This window comes from Halorubrum halophilum (assembly GCF_000739595.1).
Classification (GTDB): domain Archaea; phylum Halobacteriota; class Halobacteria; order Halobacteriales; family Haloferacaceae; genus Halorubrum; species Halorubrum halophilum.
Window position 1 is genome coordinate 1 of record NZ_BBJP01000032.1, and the last position, 21,018, is coordinate 21,018.

The following is a 21,018-nucleotide window of genomic DNA, read 5'->3' on the forward strand; positions in this document are numbered from 1 at the left end:
CTCCTCCAATATGTCTACGACCACGCGCACAACGCCAGAATCGACGATAACCGCTACAATCAGCGCTCAATGACTGAAACCGTGAACTCTGCTGTCAAGCGCTCGCTCGGCTTCGCCGTGCGAGCGCGGTCATGGTTCCGTGAGTTCCGCGAAATCGCGCTGATGTGTGTCGTCTATAACATCAAACGCTTCGTCAAACAGTGAATCCCTCCGCCTTACAGCGATTCAACACAGCCGTGTCAACCCCAAGTAGGCGGCTCAGGTCGCCGTCCTGTGGATCAAGGGGAACCACGAGTACATCGAGACCCGCTCGCTGGTGAGCGATAGCCGCATTCGCTGCAAGCGAGGTCTTGCCGACGCCCCCTGCTTCACTGTATACCGTGTACGCAAGCATATGAGTATGATTAGGCTCTTAGTTAATGAAGGTACGTCAGACACTTATCTATGTGTCTTAGATGTCTGAGCCAGGAATCTAAGACAGATAAGATAGTTGCCTTAGAAATTTATCTTACTTCTTCGTCTTAACTGTCTTAGAAACTAAGATTAGGTATGTATCTTAGATATCCACGTGAGATAGCGAAGAATGTCATAATACACTTCATCTCTCACCTTCAAACACGTTAGCCAGCTGCTCGCGCATGACACCCTGGCGGGCGCGGCGAGCCTGCTCCTCGCTCAGATACTTGTCGACGACAACGGCAGCCGATGAGCTTCCCTGATCAGCAGCCATCTGGGCAACCTGTTCTTGAAGATCCTGCATAGCGTCCTGATACGCGTTGTACCAGTAACGTCGACAGGCGTGCGGCGTCGGTCGCTCGCCCTGGAGCGTCACCCCGGCTGCCTCGACGAGCCGCGCGAACCGGTTATTCACCGTTCCCGGTGCGATATGCCCTGATTTAGCCGCGTTCGAGGGGAACAGATAGCCGTTCCAACCGGATGCATCGAATGCCTCGACGCGATTGAGGTAGTCCTCGACGCCGTACAGCAGTTGCACAGACGACGGGCCGTTCTTCCGATTGTCAAACTCGATCCGCGGTGGCTCGGCGTTTGGAATGAGCTGTGAGACGTGCAGTGCCGCGACCTCCCCTCGACGGAGCCCCCACGCGCCCAGCGCGACCACGAGAAGTCGATCCTCCCCGTCGTCACACACGGCGAGTATCTCGCGTAGCTGGTCGGGGCGCAGAGCCGGTTTTGTCTCGCCGCCCTCTGTGTCGGTGTTCCACCCACCGAACGACGTAGCGACCGTCGCGGCCGGGTTGTACGTCCCGATCGCTCGGTTCTGGAGCCACACGTACCAGTCGTTCACGTCGTAGTGGTGTTTTGCCTTTGAGTCGTTGCTTGCAAGTTCGTCATCGAACACGTCGAACACAGAGAGTACGCGCTCAATCTCCTTGGGTTGCAGGTCGCGGTCGCCGACGCGATCGACGAGCGGGGCCTCCCCGTGGAGGGCTTCGTACTCGCGGGCATACCGCGCGAGTCGCGTGCGCTTCGATCGGATCGTACTGTCAGCGAGGTTCTGCCGGCGCTGTCGGTCGCGAAGGTAGGTCTCGAAGCGCTCGATCGTCTCTTCGTCGCTGATCCCCCACTCGTACCCCGTGGTTCCGTCGTCCTCACCGGCGTCGACGCCGACCTCCTCGACGATGAATTGCTTGAGCGTGAGGTCGTGATGCTCTCGGAGGGTATACGCGATCCCGCTGTAGCCGTGGTCTGCCAGCCACTCGTACGAGGGCCGGTCCGTCGCGGGGCTCATCCCTGCGCGGTACATCTCGTCGGCAATCTCCGTCTCGTAGAACTCTACGAGCTCGTCGAGCGACATTCGACTCCAGTTGATTGTCTCACCCACGCAAATCACCGGGTGGAAGCCCGGAATCTCGGGGGTGCGCCGATTTTAAGACTGCCATTTTCGACAGCTAGACCTTATCCACCAACTTCTTAACACTTCTGCTGACTGCATTGTCTCGTACAGACAAAGTAAATTAGCAATATATGGGCGATGCCCCGCATATACAAATGTACTGTATATCGCTATACAAAATTTTCCAGCTGACGATCCACCGTTTCGGAGGATGGCCAGAAATAGACTGTTTCCAGGATTGAAGGACCTGAAGAAAGATTCTCAAACGGTTCACTTACTGGCAGTCTGAGATCTCTAAGAAGATCTGGAGAGTAAACGGCAAAACGACCGAAAATGTGCCTGAAGTGACGGCGTTGCCACTCATCGCCGCCACGAAAATCTGGATCTCAGCTAACCACTACCCGTACGGGAGAAGTGCCGACGAGACCAGCTCCGTTGTCTCTCCGGCTGTCAGAACTGGAGGGCGATCGAAAACTCCGTCCTCGATCCCACCGACTTCTGCCTTCAATAGGAAATCCGTCATCCGCCAAATATTGTGTAATAACGCCCCGAACACGAAGTAGAACAACCGAACGCGGTAGTCCTTGGAGGATGTCTTAGCGAGGAACTCGTGTTTGATCGATTTGTATTCACTCTCAATCTGCCAGCGCGAGCTGTATCTCCGACTGAGCGACTTTGCCTCAGCTGGACCGACGTTTACGTTCGTTGCGAACACACTTGTCCCATCGCTGTTCTTTGCTGGAACGTACAGGAATCGCATCGAGTGGGAGCCATTCTTGAGATGGACACTGCTCTTCTCAACAGCGACCTCCTGCCCGTCGTCATTCATTCGTTCAATGGCCTCCTTTTCAGGCGCATTGACTCGCGTCGGGATAAGATAATCCACATTCAGGTTCGACAGTGTCTGAAAGACATGTTTTGAATCGAACTCCGCGTCACAGAGGACCATCTCGATATCGACGTGTTCTTTCGCTCGTCGAACAAGCCGTCGCACAGTACGATGTATCTGATTCGACGGGTTCTCATCCCACTCGGAACTCTCACGGACCGGCTCAACCGCCAGAACGAGCGGGATGTTCTGCCCGATGATCGAGAGGGTTGCGAATTTGAATGCTCGACCGTCTCTGTCCTTGGTCCCGCTGACCATCGGCATTCCTTCGACCTCTCCGTAGTAGGGAATAGTCGTGATATCGATTGCCGCGGTGACCGGCCTTCGAAAGGATGCTTCCGAGGCGATCACGGAGAGCAAGCGATCCGTTGTCTCGTTGAATCCGTTCACGAGTTCTTCGGGATCGAACTGCTTGACGGCGCGGAGGTGGGTATCACCATGGGGCTGTACTCTTCGCCATGGCGATATTGGAAGCGAGTCGCTCCCTGCGCAGTTCCACAGTGGACCATCCCCATGAACGTCTGTAGCTCAAAGAATTGTGTGTCCTCGTACGAGGCGTTCGACGCCCGACCAGAGTCGAAGTGCGCAAAAAATCCCCGCGTTCGCAGTGCTGATCAAGGCGAGCATTACAGCGACTACGACGGCCGCCACGCCGATCGTGGGGAGCGCGTTACTGGCCGCGACCTGCATCGGCGTCTCCGTGTCGGTGAGTGCCGCCTCGTCTGCGACTCCGACCAGCACGGTGACAATCGCGACGTAGATGCCAGCGGTGATAATAAGCGAGCCGAGGATGCCCAGGGAGATTTCGATCCGGATTCTCTACCTCTTCGGCCACGGAGGCAATCTTGGTAACGCCAGCGTACGAGACGAACACAACCCCGGTAGCACCGAGAATTGCCTCAAGTCCACTGTCGAAGAATCCCGCAAAGCGGGCACGTTCAACGCTTGGCGCCCCGACAACGATGAACCAGACCATCATGGCTAACATGACCGCGACGATGCCGATCTGCATCCGACCAGTCTGTTTCGCGTCGACGATGTTCAAAACGATCAGTAAGGCTGCGACCGTCAGCGCGACTGGTGTCACCGGCAGATCGAACAACAACACCAGATACGGTGCACCACCAACCAGCGCCAGCGCTCCCTTGAACGTCAGCGAAAAGCATGTCCCGACACCGGCGATCGTGCCGAACAACGGGCCCATCGCTCGCTCAATGTATAGATAGGTCTCTTCAGCTTCGGGCATCGCTGTCGCCATCTCGGATTTGCTCAGCGCCGCCGGCAACACCAACACGCCTGCAAGGAAGTACGCGCAAATACGACCGCGAGACCGGCCATTCCCATGGCTAACCCCGGCAGAATGAAGATCCCGCTGCCGACCATCGCCCCGAGGCGACTCACTCTCTACAGATACGAGAGGTTCACTTGTAACTCACCGGAGATCCCTCGCAGCAGGTCAGTCAATTTGTTCGCGTCCTGCTCGTCGGCTAGTCGGTTGTTCGGTCCCGAAATGCTGATCGCACCGTGAACGGTGCCAGTGTTATCAAGGAGCGGTACACCAATCCCGGTGACTCCCTCAATGAAACTGTTGGTATCGTAGGCGACTCCTTCGTCTCGAACGCTCACTAGTTTCGACTCAAACTCCTCTCGGTCGTGTCCGCTTGGGAGCGGATACTCGTACCCGTCGAGAATCTCCGCTCGACGATCAGCGGGAAGGTTCGCGAGTATCGCTATCCCGGCAGCGAGTTGATACAATTCGAGATGAAGTCCGATGCGTGCGTTCGTCTGAATAGCCCGATTCCCGGCTGATTTCGCCATAAACACCGCCATTCCGTTTTCCTCGACAGTCCACCACGCCTTCTCATTTGTCTCTTCGGCCACTTGATCGAGTTTGGGAACAATTTCGTCATATATCCCCCGCGTCTCACGAACTTTGCTCCCGATATCGAGGAACTGTAAGCTCAACCGATACGCTTTCGAACGATCCTGCACGACATACCCGTGTTCTCCGAGCGTCGAAAGGTGCGCGTGGACTGTACTCTTCGGTATGCCCGTCTCCGCTGCGAGTTCGCTCACGCCTAAACTTCCGTGTTGTTTGAGCGTCTCGATCAGTAAAATGAGTTTATTTCCAGCCCCGATCGTGTTATCCATATACACTATTTCCCACGAACGTTCATAATTGTGTTCATCATAGCTGAACAGATCACGGGAGGGAGTCGCACGTGTCGATAAAATATGTAAGAAAGAAGTATAATATATTTACCTGTGTATTTAAATAGTAATACTAGATATACGTACTATTTTGGTTTATTTGTGTTATTCGCACAGAAATAGCTATGATTCAGAAATATATTAGTTAATCTCTATAATATATGTGGAATAATACTAATACAGAAATAGATATTTTGACAAATAGTCTATTACATAATTTTAATTGTATATTGGTTTGCGGGAGAGTTCAGAACTGAACGCCCCACACGACCTACCGTAGCGATAATTTGCCATCCGTAGTCCTGTTCATTACAGTCGTACGTCTGTAATTTGGTAAGAGTGATCCGACGGAGACGACGAGATCGGGCGACACTACCGATGTATTCGATACTATTGAACAACAGGTGCTACGGTACGCTGAGGAGCCATGTACTCGAAGCCCCCAAATAACGGGTGAAGACCTGATAACACGTGTTTGTCCTGTGGCCCGCTATACTTCGCGTGTGATCACGACAGGTATAAACAGGGGATGCAGGGCGTCTTCCCGTGTGATTTCTTGTTTCAACACACACAGCTTTGAGTTCGACGATGCTGAACAGTGATGTGTCCCACATCCCCGAAAATCAGCAGACACCGGTCGAAAAATCCGACATATCTCGGTGGAGAGGCCCGTCTCAGCCTGAAAAGTGCGAAATCACTCACCGGGAGACCGCGCTGGTACCGCCGAGCGTCAGTTCTACCTTGGTGAACGATGTCATGCCATTAGTTATTGTCCGCTCCATTCCGGATCGCGATCTTGGAAGAACGCGTCGATACCCTCATTCTTGTCCTCCGTGTCAAACAGCTGTGCGAACAGCTCCGCCTCGTACTCGATCCCAGAGCGGAGATCCATCTGCGACGCTGCTTTCACCGAGGTCTTCGCCATGCGGAGGGCGAGGGGGCTCTTTTGTGCTATCGATGTCGCGAGATCGGTCACGCGCTCATCGAACGTCTCGTCGTCATGGACTTCTTCAACGAGACCGATATCGACCGCCTCTTTCGCATCGATCAGTTCGCCGGAAAGGATCAGTTTCATGGCCTGACCCTCTCCGACGAGTCTCGGGAGCCGTTGCGTCCCGCCACCGCCGGGAATGATCCCGAGATTGATCTCCGGCTGTCCGATCTTCGCTCTTTCGTGAGCGATCCGGATGTCACACGCCTGGATAAGCTCACAACCACCACCTAACGCGTGGCCGTTGATCCGTGCGATCACCGGCACAGAACAGTCCGCGACACGCTCGTACACCCGCGGTCGTTCGCTTACTTCCCGCTGTTCGATCGAGTTTCGCTCCCGGAGCTCGGTGAGGTCCGCGCCAGCGACAAACGCGTTGCCGTCGGGATCGCCGGTTACGACGACTGCTCGAACGTCGCTTTCTTCGACGGCGACCATCGTCGTTTTGAGTTCCTCTCGAAGCTGCGCGTTGAGTGCGTTTCTCGCATCCGGGCGAGAGAGTTCGATCGTCGCGACGTGTTCTGCACGCTCGCCGATCGAGATGGAAACGGTTTCACAATCGGCGACGGCCTCACTGAGCCCCATCCCGGCCACCCCCGGAGCCGCTTACCCCCACGACTTCACCGTCGTCCCAGACGTAGAATCCCTCTCCCGTTTTCTTCCCGAGTTTCCCCGCACGGACCTTCCGTTTCAGAACCTGTGGCGGTCGGAAGCGTTCCCCCAGCTCTTCACGGAGGTACTCGAGGATATCCAGCCGCACATCCAGTCCGACGACATCACCGAGCTCTATCGGTCCCATCGGATGGTTATACCCAAGTTCCATCGCGGTGTCGATATTGCGGGGATCTGCAACGCCCTCCCCCACCATACGCATCGCCTCGACACCGAGTGCGACACCGAGCCGAGATGAGGCGAATCCCGGCGAGTCAGCGACTGTGACGGGGGTCTTCTGGATTCCCTCCACGAAGTCCGTTGCCGTGTCGATCGTTTCCTCGGTCGTCTGTTCGGCAACGACGACTTCAACGAGGTCCATAATATGAACCGGGTTGAAAAAGTGGAGTCCGATCGCCCGCTCGGGTCGATCGAGTGCGTTCGCGATTTGGGTCAGCGACAGCGACGAGGTATTCGAAGCGATGAGGCAGTCAGGGTCGACGTGTTCTTCGACGTCGGTCACCGTGTCGTGCTTGATCGGCAGTTCCTCCGGAACGGCCTCAACCACGAGATCGGCCCCGGTGACCGCTTCGGGTAGCGAGATCGTTCCGGTGATTCGGCTTCTGGCTGACTCGGCCTCAGAGGGCGTCAACTTGTCCCGTTCAACTCCTCCATCGAGATTCGATTCGATGGCGTCGAGTCCCGCTTCAACGATCTCGGTCTCAAGGTCACGCAGTCGGACGTCGTGACCTCCCATCGCCGACACCTGTGCGATACCGTGTCCCATCGTTCCTGCACCAAGTATTGCGACCTGCATCATTCGTCATGACCACGCGCAGACTCAAAAGGGTTTTCAGCCACCGGCTGCCCAACCGGTGATTTAATTACAGATACCTCGTAATCGCAGCGTGCTAATGGGTGTCTCTAGACAGCAGGCCGTTGTCATAGACGCCGTCCGAACTCCGATGGGGAAAAAAGACGGTGTGCTCGCGGAGGTGTTCCCGGAGGATCTTGTGACGGCGGTCCTCGACGAGCTAATCGATCGTACCGGCGTCGCCCCCGAAGAATGGGACGATTTCCGGCTCGGGTGTGCGAACCAGGAGGAAGAGCAGGGACGGAATCTCGCTCGACAGGTCTTACTCGCTGGGGGATATCCGGCGACGGTACCGGGGTCGACAACGACGCGGCTGTGCGGCTCATCGCTGACGACTCTCAACGATGCCGCCCGCGCGATAGAGGCCGGAGATGGCGAGGTCTACCCGGTGGCAGGCGTCGAACAGATGAGCCGTGTCCCATTCTCCGACTGGCTCCACCCCGCGATTGAGTCGCGATACGATGCGGAACGGCTCCCGATGGGACAGACGGCCGAGACAATCGCCCGGAGACACGGTATCACTCGTGACGCGCAGGACGAGTTCGCTCTCCGGTCGCACAATCGGGCGGCCGAGGCGGCACGATCCGGTCGGTTTGATAGCGAGATCGCTCCGGTGGAGACTCCCGCGGGAGCTGTTTCGACCGACGAGACGCCGCGCCCCGAGACGAGCCTCGATCAGTTGAACGACCTCCCGACGGTGTTCCGCGACGACGACGACGCGACGGTAACCCCGGGGAATGCGTCTCCGTTAACGGACGGCGCGTCCGGGATGCTTGTTACGAGCGCTGAGTACGCGCGGAGGAACGACCTGGAGCCGATGGCCAAAATCACGGCTCGGTCGGTCGAGGGGGTCGACCCGCGAGTGATGGGTCGAGGACCGATCCCCGCGACACGCACAGCGCTTGACGACGCGGGGCTCGATATCGACGACATCGATCTGGTCGAGCTAAACGAGGCCTTCGCCGCACAGAGCGTTCACTGTCGGACCGAACTCGGGATCCCTGACGAGAAGCTGAACGTGAACGGCGGGGCGATCGCGTTGGGCCATCCCCTCGGCTGTTCGGGCGCACGGATATCCACGACACTCCTTCACGAACTCCGGCGGCGCGACGCCACTCGTGGTCTCGCGACGATGTGTGTCGGATTCGGTCAGGGCGTCGCAACCGTGTTCGAACGGGCGTAACTCTCACCGAAGGCGTCGAAAAAGCGGACGGTCATCCCTCCGTACAATTGCGTGAACGGAGGAGGCGCCATTCCCTGTCCGTGAACAAAAAGCGGAACGCCCCTCAGTCGGCGTCGATCGGCTGCATTTTGAATCCGTAGCGGATCACACCCTCCTGTCGATAGATCCGGCGGATGACGGTCTCGGTTCGGTCGCCGACTGCAACGGAGGAGTCGCCTCGTGTGAGAACCTGTGCCGGGACACTCACAGCCTCGTCGCCTGCCGGCCCATCCAAAGCGATGACGGCACTAACGAACGGACCGCTCTGAGACTGTTGTTCAACGAACTCCGGCGGCGCACCACCCTGAGCAATGGTGGTGACACCCTCGACGGTTCCGGTTCCGGGAAGGGAGACAGTTTCGTAGGCGTCTGGGCGACTGTGACAGGTTCGGCACGCGCCGCTTGGTGGGAAGTTGAGGGCACCGCACGAGGGGCACTCTCCAGCGTTCAGTTGATGTCGCTGAGGTATCGTCCGCTTCCACGATGGGACACTCACGTACGCTCCGCCACCGTCGGGTTCGTCCGCGGTGATCACTTCACGGCGGCGGAGGTATTCGGGATACGTGAGATCAACGCTGGCGTCGAGCGCACACTTCGTCGGGAGCTCGCCGTCAACGATCATCGCGTTCGCGCCGGCACCGCTGCCGTACGCAGCGAGAAGAACGCGCTCGGCACTGTTGTCGAACGCTTTCGCGGCTCCGAGGAGGACGCTTGCGGCCCCGGTGTCTCCGAGCGTTTCGACCGTGTCGGCAGCCGCAACGTGATCGGGTTCCACGCCGAGTACATCTGTGACCCGGTACGGACGCTTTCCATCCGGAGATTGTACGGCAGCAGCGTCGACGTGGTCGAACGCGTTGAGCCCGTCGACAGCCCCGCCGAGTGCCGCTGCAAACGACTGGCGGTCGTAGTCCGTCACACCGAGCTCCGTCGTCTCGCCTTCACCCAAGGTTCTGAACCGAGTTCCGGGGAACGGTTCGACATACGACGACCGATCTCTGACAACACCGGGTCCGTCGTCGCCGAGAACTACCGCAGCCGCGCCGGCCCCTGCCGCGTGTTCGATTCCACTATCCGGCGATCCGGTGGGGCAGTCGGCCGCGACAACGATCCCAAGTCGGCCATCCCATGGGCCTGCATCAAGCGAGGCATCGAGTGCCTGGGCCCCCGCACGCGTGCTCCCGGTCATCGTCCGGGTCGTCGCGTCGGCTGTGACACCAAGGAGACTCGTCAGCCGGGCCGTCAGGTCGGATTCCGCCATCGGCGGCGTCGTAGTGGCGAAAGCGAGATATCCGACGTCGTCCGGGGAGACGTCGGCCGCGTCAATGGCGCGCCGCGCGGCTTCGACAGCCATGGTAAGGGAGTCTTCGTCGGCTTCAGGAACGGCCTTCGTTTCCACTCCCGCCGCCTCGAAGCGCCCCCACGCCTCTCGGAATTCCGCAGCGCTGATCCGGAGGCGCGGACTGTACGCACCCACCGATTTGAGACGGACATCGCTCATCGTCCCACCTCCCGTTCGAGGATGTGAACGACTGCTGCTCCGCCGCTCCCCCCAACGTTATGCGTGAGACCGTACGTGGGGTCCTCCACCTGTCGCTCCCCGGCCTTCCCACGGAGCTGTTTGAACGCTTCGGCGATCTGTCCCGCACCGGTCGCACCGATCGGATGTCCCTTCGATTTGAGGCCCCCGGAAGCGTTCACGGGGAGGTCACCGTCGAGGTCGGTGACTCCGTCGTCGAGAAGCTGGGGAGCGCCACCGGGGTCGCAGAATCCGAGGTCTTCGTACGCGAGCAGCTCGGCGATTGCGAAGCAGTCGTGAACTTCAGCGAAGTCGATATCGGATGCGCCGAGTCCGGCTCGGTCGTAGGCGGTCTCTCCGGCACGGCGAGACGAAGCGATCGTGGTGTACTCCTCGCGCTGGAAGAGGCCAACCCGTTCGCTGCTTGCACCAACGCCCGCCACACGAACGGGCTCCTCCGTGTATTCGTCGACGACATCCTCGCTTGCAACCAGTACCGCCGCTGCACCGTCAGACGTCGGACAGCAGTGGTAGAGGTTCAGCGGGTGCGCCACGTCGGGGGCGCTCATCGCGTCGTCCAGCGAGCACTCGAACCCGAGATGTGCGTTGGGGTTCTTCGCGCCGTTGGCGTGATTCTTGACGGCCACCATCGACAGGTGCTCTCGCGTCGCATCGTACCGGTCGAGGTAGGCGCTCGCCATTTGGGCGTACACACCGGCAAACGTCGTCCCGGTGAGGCGCTCCCACTCCGTTTCGCCGGACACACCGAGCCAGTATTTTGTCATATCTCCGCTCATGTCGGTCATCACTTCGACGCCCCCGGCGAGTGCAACGTCCGCCATACCGCTTTTCACCGCCTGAACGGCCTGCCGAACGGAGTATCCGGACGCCGCGCAAGCGTTTTCGATTCGCGAGCTCGGAATGCCATGAAGCCCGAGGTGCTCTGTCGCAGCAGGCCCGGAAAGACCCAACTGCCGTCCACCGACACCGAGAGATCCGATGACCGCCTCGTCGATCTCGTCTTCGTCGATCCCGTGTGGAACACTCTCAACGGCGCGCTCGAACGCTGTGAGAAACAGCGATCGATAGCTCCTGTCGGGCATCGAACCGAACGGTGTCTGGCCGGCACCGATGATATACGCGTCTCGCATACAAGGACACATACCGGATGCCGAAAAATAGCTTTCCCTTGGTTCGTCCCTGCCGTACCCGCTTGTTGCCGCGGTGGTATCTACCCGTTGATGCGGTGGATAGTTGCGTATTCGCGGGTCTCGGTATGTGAACCGGGGGGCGTGCCGTAGCCATTCGCGGGTGCGATGCCGGGCCTCCGCGGACCGAGCATATCCAACAAATTTTTAATATACTCGTCCAACCGATGAGTGAACATGGCATTCCAGCCAGTAGAGACGGCGGACCGATCCGAGATCCGTGAACTGCAGAACGAACGTCTCCGAGAGACGGTTGAACACGCGTACGAAAATGTACCGTTCTATCGAGAGCGATTCGACGAACTGGGCATCACTCCCGACGACATCAACGGTGTCGAAGACATCGAGAAGCTCCCGATGACCACCAAGGAGGATTTCCGCGATGAGTATCCGGACGGTCTATTCGCGGTGGACGAAGACGAAGTAACGCGCATTCACGCGTCTTCGGGAACGACGGGGAAACCCAAAATCGTCGGGTACACCGAAGACGACCTCGACGTGTGGAGTGACGTTGTCGCGCGCTCTCTCAAGGCGTCGGGCGTCGAGCCGGGAGACACCGTCCAGAACGCCTACGGATACGGTCTCTTTACCGGTGGACTCGGACTTCACTACGGGGTCGAGAAGCTCGGGGCGACCGTCATCCCGATCGGAAGCGGAGGGACGCAGCGGCAGGTCGAACTGATGACCGACCTTGAGAGCGACGCCCTCTCGTGTACCCCGTCGTATGCGCTCTACCTTGCAGAAACCGCGGAAGAGATGGGATACGATCCCCGGGAGCTCCCGATCTCGACGATTATCTTCGGCGCGGAGCCCTGTACTGATGCGATGCGAGAAGAGATCGAAGAACGGCTCGACGTGAACGGCGTCGACATCTACGGCCTGTCTGAGATCATCGGTCCGGGCGTCTCGAACGAATGTCACGAGGCACAAGACGGGCTCCACCTGTGGGAAGACCACTTCTACCCGGAGGTCGTCGACCCCGACACGGGTGAGCCCGTCGAGAAGGGCGAGGAAGGCGAGCTCGTTCTGACGACCCTCAGTAAGGAAGCGTTGCCAGTGTTCCGATACCGCACGGGAGATCTGACGAGCCTGACCTACGAGGAGTGTGACTGCGGGCGCACTATGGTCCGGATGGATAACGTCACGGGCCGGGCCGACAATCTCCTCATTGTTCGAGGGATCAACTTTTACCCGAGTGAGGTTGAGGACGTGGTCCTGGACATCGACGGTGTCGCGCCGCACTACCGGATCGACCTCAGAGAGGAGAACAATCTCGATGTGATGGAACTCATAATCGAAAAGAAACAGGAGTTCGACGGAGACGAGTCGGAGCTGTACGACACCGTCATGACGCGGCTGTCGAACGTCCTCTCGTTCACGCCGGACAAACTCACGCTCGTCGACTCGGGCGGAATTGAGCGAACGGAGGTGGGGAAGGTCCAGCGGGTGTTCGATCAGCGCTGAGGCGACTGGGAAGACGATCAGCTGCTCAGAGTGGACCGATCGGAGCTGAGCCCCTCCTCGGACGGGTCACGGCCGATATACGCGACCGCGGAACGTCGCGACCTGATCGCCGTCGCCGTTCGTCACGGTGACCTCATACTCGCCGGTCCCGTCCGTCAGGTGCGTCTCTTCTGCGGTCGCAAGGAGCGTCTCACCGACATCGACAGCGGCGAGGTACGAAATATTCGATTCGAGCCCGACCGCCGCGTCACCGTGTGAGTTCGACGCCGCAGCAAACGCGGCATCGGCCAACGAGTAGATCGCTCCGCCGTGGAGCGTGCCGTGGAAGTTCAGCAGCTCGTCGGTGACCGTCAACTCAGCCTGGGCAGTGCCAACATCGATATCGACGAAGGCGATATCGAGTAACTCACAGAAGGGGTCAGAGTTGATCTGTTCTCGTAGATCTGTGGGTACGTCACTCATCCGGTCCAACGGTGTGTGACGCGGAATAAATACGTACCGCTGTACTGACGGCTGCTGCTGCCGGGAGGTGAAATTTTTTATCCCAGCCGATCAGTTCACACGTATGGCTTACAGCTACGAACCTCACTACTTCGAGGACTTCGAGCCGGGCAAGGAGTTTTTGAGCGTTGGACGCACCGTCACGGAGGCGGATTTTGTGGTCCATTCCGCTCTCAGCGGTGATTGGACGGAACTGCACACGAACCGCGAGTACGCGTCCGAACAGCAGTTCGGAGAGCGGATTGCTCACGGGCCGATGACGTTCGTCCACGCAACGGGGTTCGTGTACCGGACCGGGGTTCTGGAACGGACCGCCATCGCCTTCCTCGGCATGAACTACATGGATCTTCCGAACCCAGTGCATATCGGTGATACGCTCCAGTTGGAGATGGTTGTCGATAGTAGAAAAGATATCAGCCGAGACGACGCCGGGCTTGTGGTCTTAGACACACACATGGAAAAGCAAGACGGGACGACCGTCTTTGAGGGCGATATGAAGTTCATGATCAAGCGGGCAGAAAGCAACGATTAAGGCAGACCGCACCCGTTTTTTCGATACGATGGAGTACTCCGGTCCAACAGACTTGTTTATCGACGGCGAGTGGTGCAAGTCAACGAACGGCGAGACGATCACGACCGAAGATCCAGCGACCGAAGCCGCCTATGCGACGGTACAGAAGGCTGGAGCGGCGGATGTTGATACCGCCGTCGAGGCGGCGACGGCTGCCGTTTCTCGGGGGTCCGCGTGGCGCGAGACCGATCTCGGAACCCGGCGCGAAATGCTTCACGGGATGGCAGACGCTATCGAGGAGATGAAAGACGAGATCGCGCTCGTCGAGTCATACGACAACGGGAAGACCCCGTTTGAGGCGGGGCTCGAGATCGACATGGTGATCGACACCTTCCGACATTACGCTGGGACGGTGGACAAACTGCGTGGAGAACAGATCCCCGTCTCCGGCAGTCGGCTGAACTACACCCGGCAAGAACCGGTCGGTGTGACTGCCCACATCGCCCCGTGGAACTACCCGTTCCAGCTCGCGGGGCGTGGGATCGCTCCTGCCCTCGCCACGGGGAATTCGGTTGTGTTGAAGCCGTCGAGTACGACGCCGCTGTCGGCCCTCTACTACGCGAAGGCAGCCGACGCGGCGGATCTCCCAGATGGGGTGTTCAACGTCATTCCCGGGTCCGGCTCCGACGCTGGGAGCGCGCTTGCCGGTCACGCCGACGTGGACCACGTCACCTTTACCGGGAGTACCGACGTCGGAAAGACGATCCAGCGTGACGCGGCGGATGCCGTCGCCGATGTGACCCTCGAACTTGGCGGAAAGGGGCCGGCGATCGTCTTCCCGGATGCTGACCTCGATGCCGCCGCACGCGGCGTCCAGTACGGGATATTCATGAACGCCGGCCAGATGTGCTGGGCGAACTCGCGGCTCGTCGTCCACGAGGATGTCCACGACGAGATGGTTCAGCGAATGACCGAGATCGCGGAGAAGATCCCGCTCGGCGGCGGCATCGATGACGACGGGCAGATGGGCCCGGTTGTTAGCGAGTCGCACCAGCAGGACATCCTTGAGTATATCGAGACTGGACGGGAAGAAGGCGCCACCGTCGCTGCTGGCGGCGGTGTTCCGGACGACCTCGAATCGGGATACTTCGTCGAGCCGACGGTGCTTACCGACGTCGAAAACAGCATGACGGTCGCTCGCGAGGAGATATTCGGGCCAGTTTTATCGGTCATCGAGGTGAGCGACGAATCGGAGGCCCTCTCCGTGGCCAATGACTCACCGTTCGGACTTACTTCGTGCGTGTGGACGAGTGACCTGTCTCGAGCGCACCGGTTGGCGGACAACCTCGAATACGGTATGGTGATGGTCAACGAGACGCCGAACACGTGGCCTCAGGTTCCGTTCGGCGGTACGAAGGCCAGCGGACACGGCGCGGCACAGGGCGAAGAAGCGCTCCGAGCGTACACCGAAGTGAAGAACGTTCACGTCAACCTCGACTGAGCGAAATCCGGTCTGCGCTTTTTGTCGTCGTTGACCTTCGCTGCCATGTGGAGTGTTGCTGTTCATGTTGGTATTAAATAATATTCATGTGTTCAGTACGTGCATGGTACAAAGATTTAATATCCCTTGGTTGAGATCCTATATCGGATCATCTGCCATGATGAATAACGATAGATCACCCGCTGTGGAGAGTGGAGTGTGTAACCGTCGAACGTTCTTGTCAGCGACCGGTGCAGCTGTATCGGTGGGTCTCGCCGGGTGTTCCGGTAACTCGGGGAGCGGCGGCAGCGAGTCAGCGACTATCGGCATTCTTAATCCGATGTCGGGGGACTACAGTACGCTCGGACCGTCCCAGCGTGCGGGAGCGGAGTACGCGATACAGGAGATCAACAACAGCGACGACTACAGCTACGAACTCGAACCGGTCTACTACGACACCGAAACCACAGCGAGTGCCGGATCGCAGGCGGCACAGCAGGCGATTCAAGAAGACGGCGCCGACTATCTCGTTGGAGCGATCTCCAGTTCAGTCGCTCTCGGCCTCAACGAACTCGCTGCATCCGAGGAAACGGTGTATTTCGCTGGTGGGGCCGCGGTCCCGATTACGGGGGAACAGTGCAACGAATGGGTGTTCCGCTTCGAGACGAACACCGCACAGGTCGCGGAAGCCATCTCAGGATACACGGTAGAGAATATCGGATCGAACGTCTGGTTCCACTACGCGGACTACGCGTACGGGACGTCAGTGTACAACCGCACCAGTATGCGCATGGAGGAGGCGAGCGCCGACTTCTCCGAAATCGGACAGACGTCATCGAGCCTCGGAGCGTCGAACTACGAATCCTACATTACCCAGATCGGCAACTCAGACGCGAACGTTGCCGTCTTGGGCATGACCGGTGGTGACCTCGTCACGTTCGTCAACCAGGCTGCGGATCGAGGACTGACCGAAGATGTGGCGCTGGTTGCCCCGACGATGGCGTACAAAAGCACCCGTGCGGGGACTGGGTCGAACAGCGTCGGCACGTTCGGGGGCGTCCGCTACGATCCGTCTATCGACATCGGGGACAACCAGGCGTTCGTTGACGGCTTCCAGTCGGAGTACGACGAGCTCCCGGGAAGTTACGAACGAACGGGATACGGGTCAGTGCGACTCATCGCAAAGGGAATGGAACGGGCCGGAAGTACGGATCCGGCCGAGGTCAGAGACACCCTCGAAGGCGGTGAGTTCACCACGGTCCTGGGAGACATCACACTGCGCGAGACCGACCGTCAGGCGACCAACCCGGCGTGGATCGCCGAGTTGACTGAAGGGGACGGTGACAGCGCCGATGTCGACATCCTCTCGAAAACCGAGGGGGCTGATGCGCTTCGTCCAGCAAGCGAGTTTGGCTGCGAGCTGAATTAGCGTAGATCCATGTCCACCGTAGTCAACTTGGCGGAGCAACTCATCAACGGCATATCACTCGGGATGGTGTATGTGCTGTTAGCGGCCGGACTGTCCATTATTTTCGGCGTAATGGACGTGATCAATTTCTCTCACGGAGAGCTGTTCGCGTTGGGCGCATACTTTGCGCTTAGCATCGTTGATCCCCTCGGTTCGGGGGTCGGATTCTGGGTCGCATTGATTCTCTCGCCGCTGCTGGTCGGAATCGTGGGTGTCGGTATCGAGCGGTTCACGATCCGCCCGTTGTACGGTCGGAACCCGCTTTACCATATTCTGCTCACCTTCGGGCTTGTTCTCATCATTAACGATCTGATCACGCTGGGGTGGGGACCGGAACAACAGAACCTGGGCGTTCCGGAATACCTCACGACGCCGATCGCCCTCGGCGGTATCGAGGTGTCGGTGTACAACTACTTCATGATCGGCTTCACCGCCCTGCTCGCGGCCGGAATCTGGCTGTTCTTGACGAAGTCGAAGTACGGGATGATTATCAGGGCGGGATCAGAGGACCGACAGATGGTCAGAAACGTCGGGATCGATATTGACCGGTACTACACGCTTATCTTCGGGATCGGCGCCGCCCTTGCGGCTGTCGGCGGTGTCATTCTCGGCGGGTATCAGAGCGTAAGCCCCGGCATGGGTAGCAGTGTCATCGTCCCTGCGTTTATTATCGTCGTCCTCGGCGGCCTTGGGAGCTTCCGCGGCGCGGTGTTCGGAGGCCTGTTGGTCGGTATCGTTCGGACGCTGACACGGACCTACGCCGGTTCCGAACTCTTCGAACTTCAGGGCACCATCGTCGCTGTTCCAGACTTCGAGGGAGTGACGATCTTCCTCTTAATGATTGGCGTCCTGCTCTACAAGCCACAGGGGCTGTTCGGAAGCTCTGAACACGGCGGTGGCGCCGAGAGTACACTTCTCACCGGCGTCGAGTCTCAGGTCTTCTCGGACGGCACTCGACGGACGCTCGGCCTCGCGTTTCTTGTGTTGCTAGCGCTCGCCCCGCTCGTGTTCCTTCTCACTGGAAACACGTACTACATTACGCTGCTCAATCAGATGTTTATTTTCGCTATTTTCGCGTTGAGTCTTGACGTTGTCATGGGATACACGGGCCTCGTCCCACTCGGACACACCATGTTCTACGGAGTGGGCGCGTACGCCGCAGCTTTGGTTATGATTCACCTGACCTCCTCGTTCCTTATTGCGCTTGCTGTCGCGATTCTCGTCTGTGCAATCCTCGCGTGGATCGTCGGGAGCCTCTCGATCCGCGTGTCCGGGATTTACTTTGCGATGATCACACTCGCGTTCGCCGAGCTGTTATACAACATGGTGTACAAATTCGATTTCACCGGTGGCAGCGACGGACTGGTCGGTTGGGAGCCGCTCGTCGGTATCGCCGGTGTTGGCATCGAGCTTGGTTCCATTTCGCTTCCGCTCGGTCTGATCGAAATAACACCAGCGACTGCCTTCTACTACATCGCATTCGGTCTCGCACTCCTCTCGTTGTACTTCGCGACACGGGTGATGAACGCACCGTTCGGTAGCGTTCTCGCTTCCATCGGAGAAACTGAGGAGCGGACTAAATTCCTGGGCTACGATGTGAGAAAGTACAAGCGACGCGTGTTCGTCATCAGTGGCGGGATGGCCGGTATGGCGGGCGGTCTCCTGGCCGTGAATCCCAGCACATTCATCGTCTCACCTGACCAGACGCTGGCATGGATCCATTCGGGAGAGGTCATCGTGATGACGCTGGTGGGCGGGATGGGAACGCTTGTCGGACCGATGCTCGGTGCTGGCTTCTTCGTCGGTGCCGAGGATATCCTCTCGTCGTACACCGAACAGTGGCGGCTGGTCATCGGAACCGTCTTCGTGTTGTTTGTGCTGTTCGTCCCCCGAGGGCTCATCTCGCTCCCCTCGGTCATCGCTGACGTGTACAGCGAGTCGCGGTTCGATAACTCGATCGCGACCAAGAAAGACATGGAGGAGTCCAAATGACCGAGACCGTATTAGAGATTCGCGACCTCACGAAGAAGTTCGGACAGTTAACCGCAACGAACCACATCGATCTCGATGTTGAGAGCGGTGAGTTCCGGAGTGTGATCGGTCCCAATGGTGCCGGAAAAACGACGCTATTCAACCTCATTTCCGGCGCACTCCGCCCGACGAGCGGCCGAATTGAGTTCGCCGGCGAACCCATCGCCGACCTCCCGCCGCACGAACGCGTGCGCAGAGGTGTCAGCCGCTCGTTCCAGATAACGAATATATTTAGCGGGCTCACGGTCCACGAGAACGTGCGACTCGCCGTACAGTCGAAACACTACGCCGGGCTTGACAGGACCGAAGCGCTCTTTCGTGACACCGGTTCGTTCGACACAATGAATGATCGGACAGACGGGATCCTGCGCCGAATTGGTCTCGCAGATCGGGCATCGGAGATGGCTGGGACACTCGCGTACGGTGACCAGCGCCGCCTCGAAATCGGATTAGTTCTCGCGACGGATCCACAGCTTGTGCTTCTTGATGAGCCTACTGCCGGCATGAGCAGCGAAGAAACAAGAGAGACGCTGGAACTCGTCAATGAGGTACTCGCGGACCAATCTATCATGCTCATCGAACACGACATTGACCTGATTATGGACGTGTCGGATCGCATCACAGTCTTGACGCGTGGTGAAGTGCTCGCGAGCGGAACTCCGGAGGAGATATCCACGAATGACGACGTACAGGACGCGTACTTAGGTGGTGGGCGCGATGAGTGATCCGATCCTCAGCCTCCGTGATGTCCGTGCTGGGTATCAGATGACAGAGGTGCTAACTGGGGTCACGATGGACGTCGAACGGGGGTCTGTAGTCTCACTTGTCGGCCGAAACGGCGTCGGAAAGACAACGACTCTCAGATCAATCGTCGGAAACATCGTCCCGACCGCCGGAACGATCACGTTCGACGATCGGGACATCACGACGCTCGACACCGAAGAGACGATTCGTACCGGAATCACCTTTGTTCCGGAAGAGCGCCGGATATTTCCCGGACTCACTGTTCGTGAAAACGTCAGAATGGGACAGATAGGCGTCGACGCGACTGACGGGCCGTCCGTCGACGAAGTGATCGACATGTTTGAGAACTTAGCAGAGCGCGAAAATAGTCCGGGATCGGTGCTGTCCGGCGGAGAGCAACAGATGCTGGCGATAGCGCGTGCGATGGTCGCAGACCCGGACCTTCTCCTCCTTGACGAGCCCACGGAGGGACTTGCCCCATATATCGTCAGACAAATCGAAGACGTGATCGCCACCCTCAACGATCGGGGAATAACCGTACTTGTCGTCGAACAGAATCTCCCGGTAGCACTAGATGTATCTGATTACACATATATCCTCGAAAAAGGACATATTGTTCACGAGGGGCCTGCATCAGAAGTGAAAGACAACCAGGCAGTATTAGACAAACACCTCGGCATCACAGCCGGCGAGTAAGTGTGGGTGACCTGTCGTAGTCCGGATATACTCACGGTCGCTGTGACAGGTTTCTCCGACTGATGTGGTGTATGCACTCGTCGGAGGGTACACACCAAAGACGTCCACTCGGCTCCTGGCCTGCCGGCCTCACGACAAGTAGGCGATCTCGGGTTGCAACGGTGTTGGGTACAATTCGATATCGAGGCGATCCGTTCTGATTGAGCGAGGCGATCGAAGTATAATAATATTAGAAAATTCTAGAATCTACTAAATAACCGATAATTATAAGATTGCCGAACTCCTACTTGCCGTTATGAATCAGCTATTGCTTGCGATCGATGAGAGTATCGAACGCGCGACTGCTCAGGTCGAGACAACTCTCGATCTCTTCGACGGCGACGACGTAACCGCGTACCTGCTGCACGACTTTGTCGACAACCCAGAAGGGGCCTCAGTCTCGCAAGTCGACGCAGTGACACGGGCGCAATCACTACTGGAAGCAGAAGGTGTGACCGTCGAGTTTCGCGAACGGAGCGGTGAACCGGCACGATCGATTGTCGAGACTGCAGACGACTTGAACGTCGACGCCGTTTGTGTCGCCGGTCGAAAGCGCTCACCGACGGGGAAAGTGTTGTTCGGTAGCGTGACACAATCAGTGATCCTGCAGACGGACCGGCCCGTGATCGTCTGTAGTCCTTCAGACGCCCCCGAAAGAAGCGAGTGA

Annotated in this window: 16 protein-coding genes and 4 pseudogenes; 10 read left to right on the forward strand and 10 right to left on the reverse strand. The window is 58.4% G+C overall.

The window, feature by feature from the left end; all coding sequences use genetic code 11:
- Positions 1–204, forward strand: a pseudogene (locus ACP96_RS11000) (IS5/IS1182 family transposase); the annotation flags it as partial.
- A gap of 31 nt (positions 205–235) precedes the next feature.
- Here ACP96_RS11000 and ACP96_RS17740 read toward each other — a convergent pair.
- The 7 genes and pseudogenes from ACP96_RS17740 to ACP96_RS11030 form a co-directional block, all read right to left on the reverse strand.
- Positions 236–394 (reverse strand): annotated as a pseudogene (locus ACP96_RS17740) (ParA family protein); the annotation flags it as partial.
- Positions 395–598: 204 nt separating this feature from the next.
- Positions 599–1,816 (reverse strand): tyrosine-type recombinase/integrase, encoded by a 1,218-nt coding sequence (locus ACP96_RS11005; RefSeq protein WP_050033346.1) that lies wholly within the window; start codon positions 1,814–1,816, stop codon positions 599–601.
- A 436-nt stretch (positions 1,817–2,252) separates the two neighbouring features.
- A pseudogene (locus ACP96_RS11010) lies at positions 2,253–3,334 on the reverse strand (transposase); the annotation flags it as partial.
- Positions 3,321–4,127 (reverse strand): annotated as a pseudogene (locus tag ACP96_RS11015) (APC family permease); the annotation flags it as partial. The pseudogenes ACP96_RS11015 and ACP96_RS11010, both read right to left, overlap by 14 nt.
- A 21-nt stretch (positions 4,128–4,148) precedes the next feature.
- Positions 4,149–4,895, reverse strand: a complete 747-nt coding sequence (locus ACP96_RS11020) for an IclR family transcriptional regulator (protein ID WP_050022965.1) — start codon at positions 4,893–4,895, stop codon at positions 4,149–4,151.
- An 826-nt stretch (positions 4,896–5,721) separates the two neighbouring features.
- Positions 5,722–6,531 carry an enoyl-CoA hydratase/isomerase family protein gene (locus tag ACP96_RS11025; RefSeq protein WP_050023052.1) on the reverse strand — a complete coding sequence of 270 codons (810 nt, stop codon included), beginning with the start codon at positions 6,529–6,531 and terminating at the stop codon, positions 5,722–5,724.
- Positions 6,518–7,414 carry a 3-hydroxyacyl-CoA dehydrogenase family protein gene (locus ACP96_RS11030; protein WP_050033348.1) on the reverse strand — a complete coding sequence of 299 codons (897 nt, stop codon included), beginning with the start codon at positions 7,412–7,414 and terminating at the stop codon, positions 6,518–6,520. Before ACP96_RS11030 ends, ACP96_RS11025 begins: the two co-directional genes overlap by 14 nt.
- Positions 7,415–7,511: 97 nt before the next feature.
- Between ACP96_RS11030 and ACP96_RS11035 the strand changes: the two genes are divergently transcribed.
- On the forward strand, positions 7,512–8,654 hold the full coding sequence (locus ACP96_RS11035; RefSeq protein ID WP_050033349.1) for a thiolase family protein: 1,143 nt from the start codon (positions 7,512–7,514) through the stop codon (positions 8,652–8,654).
- A 103-nt stretch (positions 8,655–8,757) separates the two neighbouring features.
- On the opposite strand, the gene ACP96_RS11040 is transcribed toward ACP96_RS11035, so the two are convergent.
- Together ACP96_RS11040 and ACP96_RS11045 are read right to left on the reverse strand one after the other, a co-directional pair.
- Entirely contained in the window at positions 8,758–10,191 is a 1,434-nt protein-coding gene (locus ACP96_RS11040; protein WP_050022969.1) for a zinc ribbon domain-containing protein, read from the reverse strand.
- Complete coding sequence (locus ACP96_RS11045; protein WP_050022971.1) at positions 10,188–11,360, reverse strand: thiolase domain-containing protein; 1,173 nt, start codon at positions 11,358–11,360, stop codon at positions 10,188–10,190. Before ACP96_RS11045 ends, ACP96_RS11040 begins: the two co-directional genes overlap by 4 nt.
- Before the next feature lie 234 nt (positions 11,361–11,594).
- On the opposite strand from ACP96_RS11045, the gene paaK reads away from it, so the two are divergent.
- Complete coding sequence (gene paaK, locus ACP96_RS11050; RefSeq protein ID WP_050033350.1) at positions 11,595–12,881, forward strand: phenylacetate--CoA ligase PaaK; 1,287 nt, start codon at positions 11,595–11,597, stop codon at positions 12,879–12,881.
- 66 nt (positions 12,882–12,947) lie between these two features.
- Here paaK and ACP96_RS11055 read toward each other — a convergent pair whose 3' ends face one another.
- Complete coding sequence (locus tag ACP96_RS11055; RefSeq protein WP_050033351.1) at positions 12,948–13,343, reverse strand: PaaI family thioesterase; 396 nt, start codon at positions 13,341–13,343, stop codon at positions 12,948–12,950.
- A gap of 103 nt (positions 13,344–13,446) precedes the next feature.
- Between ACP96_RS11055 and ACP96_RS11060 the strand changes: the two genes are divergently transcribed.
- The 7 genes from ACP96_RS11060 to ACP96_RS11090 all read left to right on the forward strand — a co-directional run bounded on the left by ACP96_RS11060 (position 13,447) and on the right by ACP96_RS11090 (position 21,018).
- A complete protein-coding gene (locus tag ACP96_RS11060; protein WP_050022978.1) occupies positions 13,447–13,914 on the forward strand; it encodes a MaoC/PaaZ C-terminal domain-containing protein in 468 nt (155 codons plus the stop codon).
- 28 nt (positions 13,915–13,942) lie between these two features.
- Positions 13,943–15,394 (forward strand): aldehyde dehydrogenase family protein, encoded by a 1,452-nt coding sequence (locus tag ACP96_RS11065; RefSeq protein ID WP_050033352.1) that lies wholly within the window; start codon positions 13,943–13,945, stop codon positions 15,392–15,394.
- Positions 15,395–15,551: 157 nt separating this feature from the next.
- Complete coding sequence (locus tag ACP96_RS11070) at positions 15,552–16,802, forward strand: ABC transporter substrate-binding protein (protein ID WP_050022981.1); 1,251 nt, start codon at positions 15,552–15,554, stop codon at positions 16,800–16,802.
- A gap of 9 nt (positions 16,803–16,811) precedes the next feature.
- Positions 16,812–18,833 carry an ABC transporter permease gene (locus tag ACP96_RS11075; protein ID WP_050033353.1) on the forward strand — a complete coding sequence of 674 codons (2,022 nt, stop codon included), beginning with the start codon at positions 16,812–16,814 and terminating at the stop codon, positions 18,831–18,833.
- Complete coding sequence (locus ACP96_RS11080) at positions 18,830–19,597, forward strand: ABC transporter ATP-binding protein (protein WP_050022983.1); 768 nt, start codon at positions 18,830–18,832, stop codon at positions 19,595–19,597. Before ACP96_RS11075 ends, ACP96_RS11080 begins: the two co-directional genes overlap by 4 nt.
- Positions 19,590–20,312: an ABC transporter ATP-binding protein gene (locus ACP96_RS11085; protein ID WP_050023056.1), complete on the forward strand. Its 723-nt coding sequence runs from the start codon at positions 19,590–19,592 to the stop codon at positions 20,310–20,312. The genes ACP96_RS11080 and ACP96_RS11085 overlap by 8 nt, the downstream gene beginning before the upstream one ends.
- A 295-nt stretch (positions 20,313–20,607) precedes the next feature.
- Complete coding sequence (locus ACP96_RS11090; RefSeq protein ID WP_050022984.1) at positions 20,608–21,018, forward strand: universal stress protein; 411 nt, start codon at positions 20,608–20,610, stop codon at positions 21,016–21,018.

Coding starts and splice junctions, on each gene's coding strand:
- ACP96_RS11005 (WP_050033346.1), bottom strand. CDS start 1,816: ATGTCGCTCGACGAGCTCGTAGAGTTCTACGAGACGGAGATTGCCGAC.
- ACP96_RS11020 (WP_050022965.1), bottom strand. CDS start 4,895: ATGGATAACACGATCGGGGCTGGAAATAAACTCATTTTACTGATCGAG.
- ACP96_RS11025 (WP_050023052.1), bottom strand. CDS start 6,531: ATGGGGCTCAGTGAGGCCGTCGCCGATTGTGAAACCGTTTCCATCTCG.
- ACP96_RS11030 (WP_050033348.1), bottom strand. CDS start 7,414: ATGCAGGTCGCAATACTTGGTGCAGGAACGATGGGACACGGTATCGCA.
- ACP96_RS11035 (WP_050033349.1), top strand. CDS start 7,512: ATGGGTGTCTCTAGACAGCAGGCCGTTGTCATAGACGCCGTCCGAACT.
- ACP96_RS11040 (WP_050022969.1), bottom strand. CDS start 10,191: ATGAGCGATGTCCGTCTCAAATCGGTGGGTGCGTACAGTCCGCGCCTC.
- ACP96_RS11045 (WP_050022971.1), bottom strand. CDS start 11,360: ATGCGAGACGCGTATATCATCGGTGCCGGCCAGACACCGTTCGGTTCG.
- paaK (WP_050033350.1), top strand. CDS start 11,595: ATGGCATTCCAGCCAGTAGAGACGGCGGACCGATCCGAGATCCGTGAA.
- ACP96_RS11055 (WP_050033351.1), bottom strand. CDS start 13,343: ATGAGTGACGTACCCACAGATCTACGAGAACAGATCAACTCTGACCCC.
- ACP96_RS11060 (WP_050022978.1), top strand. CDS start 13,447: ATGGCTTACAGCTACGAACCTCACTACTTCGAGGACTTCGAGCCGGGC.
- ACP96_RS11065 (WP_050033352.1), top strand. CDS start 13,943: ATGGAGTACTCCGGTCCAACAGACTTGTTTATCGACGGCGAGTGGTGC.
- ACP96_RS11070 (WP_050022981.1), top strand. CDS start 15,552: ATGATGAATAACGATAGATCACCCGCTGTGGAGAGTGGAGTGTGTAAC.
- ACP96_RS11075 (WP_050033353.1), top strand. CDS start 16,812: ATGTCCACCGTAGTCAACTTGGCGGAGCAACTCATCAACGGCATATCA.
- ACP96_RS11080 (WP_050022983.1), top strand. CDS start 18,830: ATGACCGAGACCGTATTAGAGATTCGCGACCTCACGAAGAAGTTCGGA.
- ACP96_RS11085 (WP_050023056.1), top strand. CDS start 19,590: ATGAGTGATCCGATCCTCAGCCTCCGTGATGTCCGTGCTGGGTATCAG.
- ACP96_RS11090 (WP_050022984.1), top strand. CDS start 20,608: ATGAATCAGCTATTGCTTGCGATCGATGAGAGTATCGAACGCGCGACT.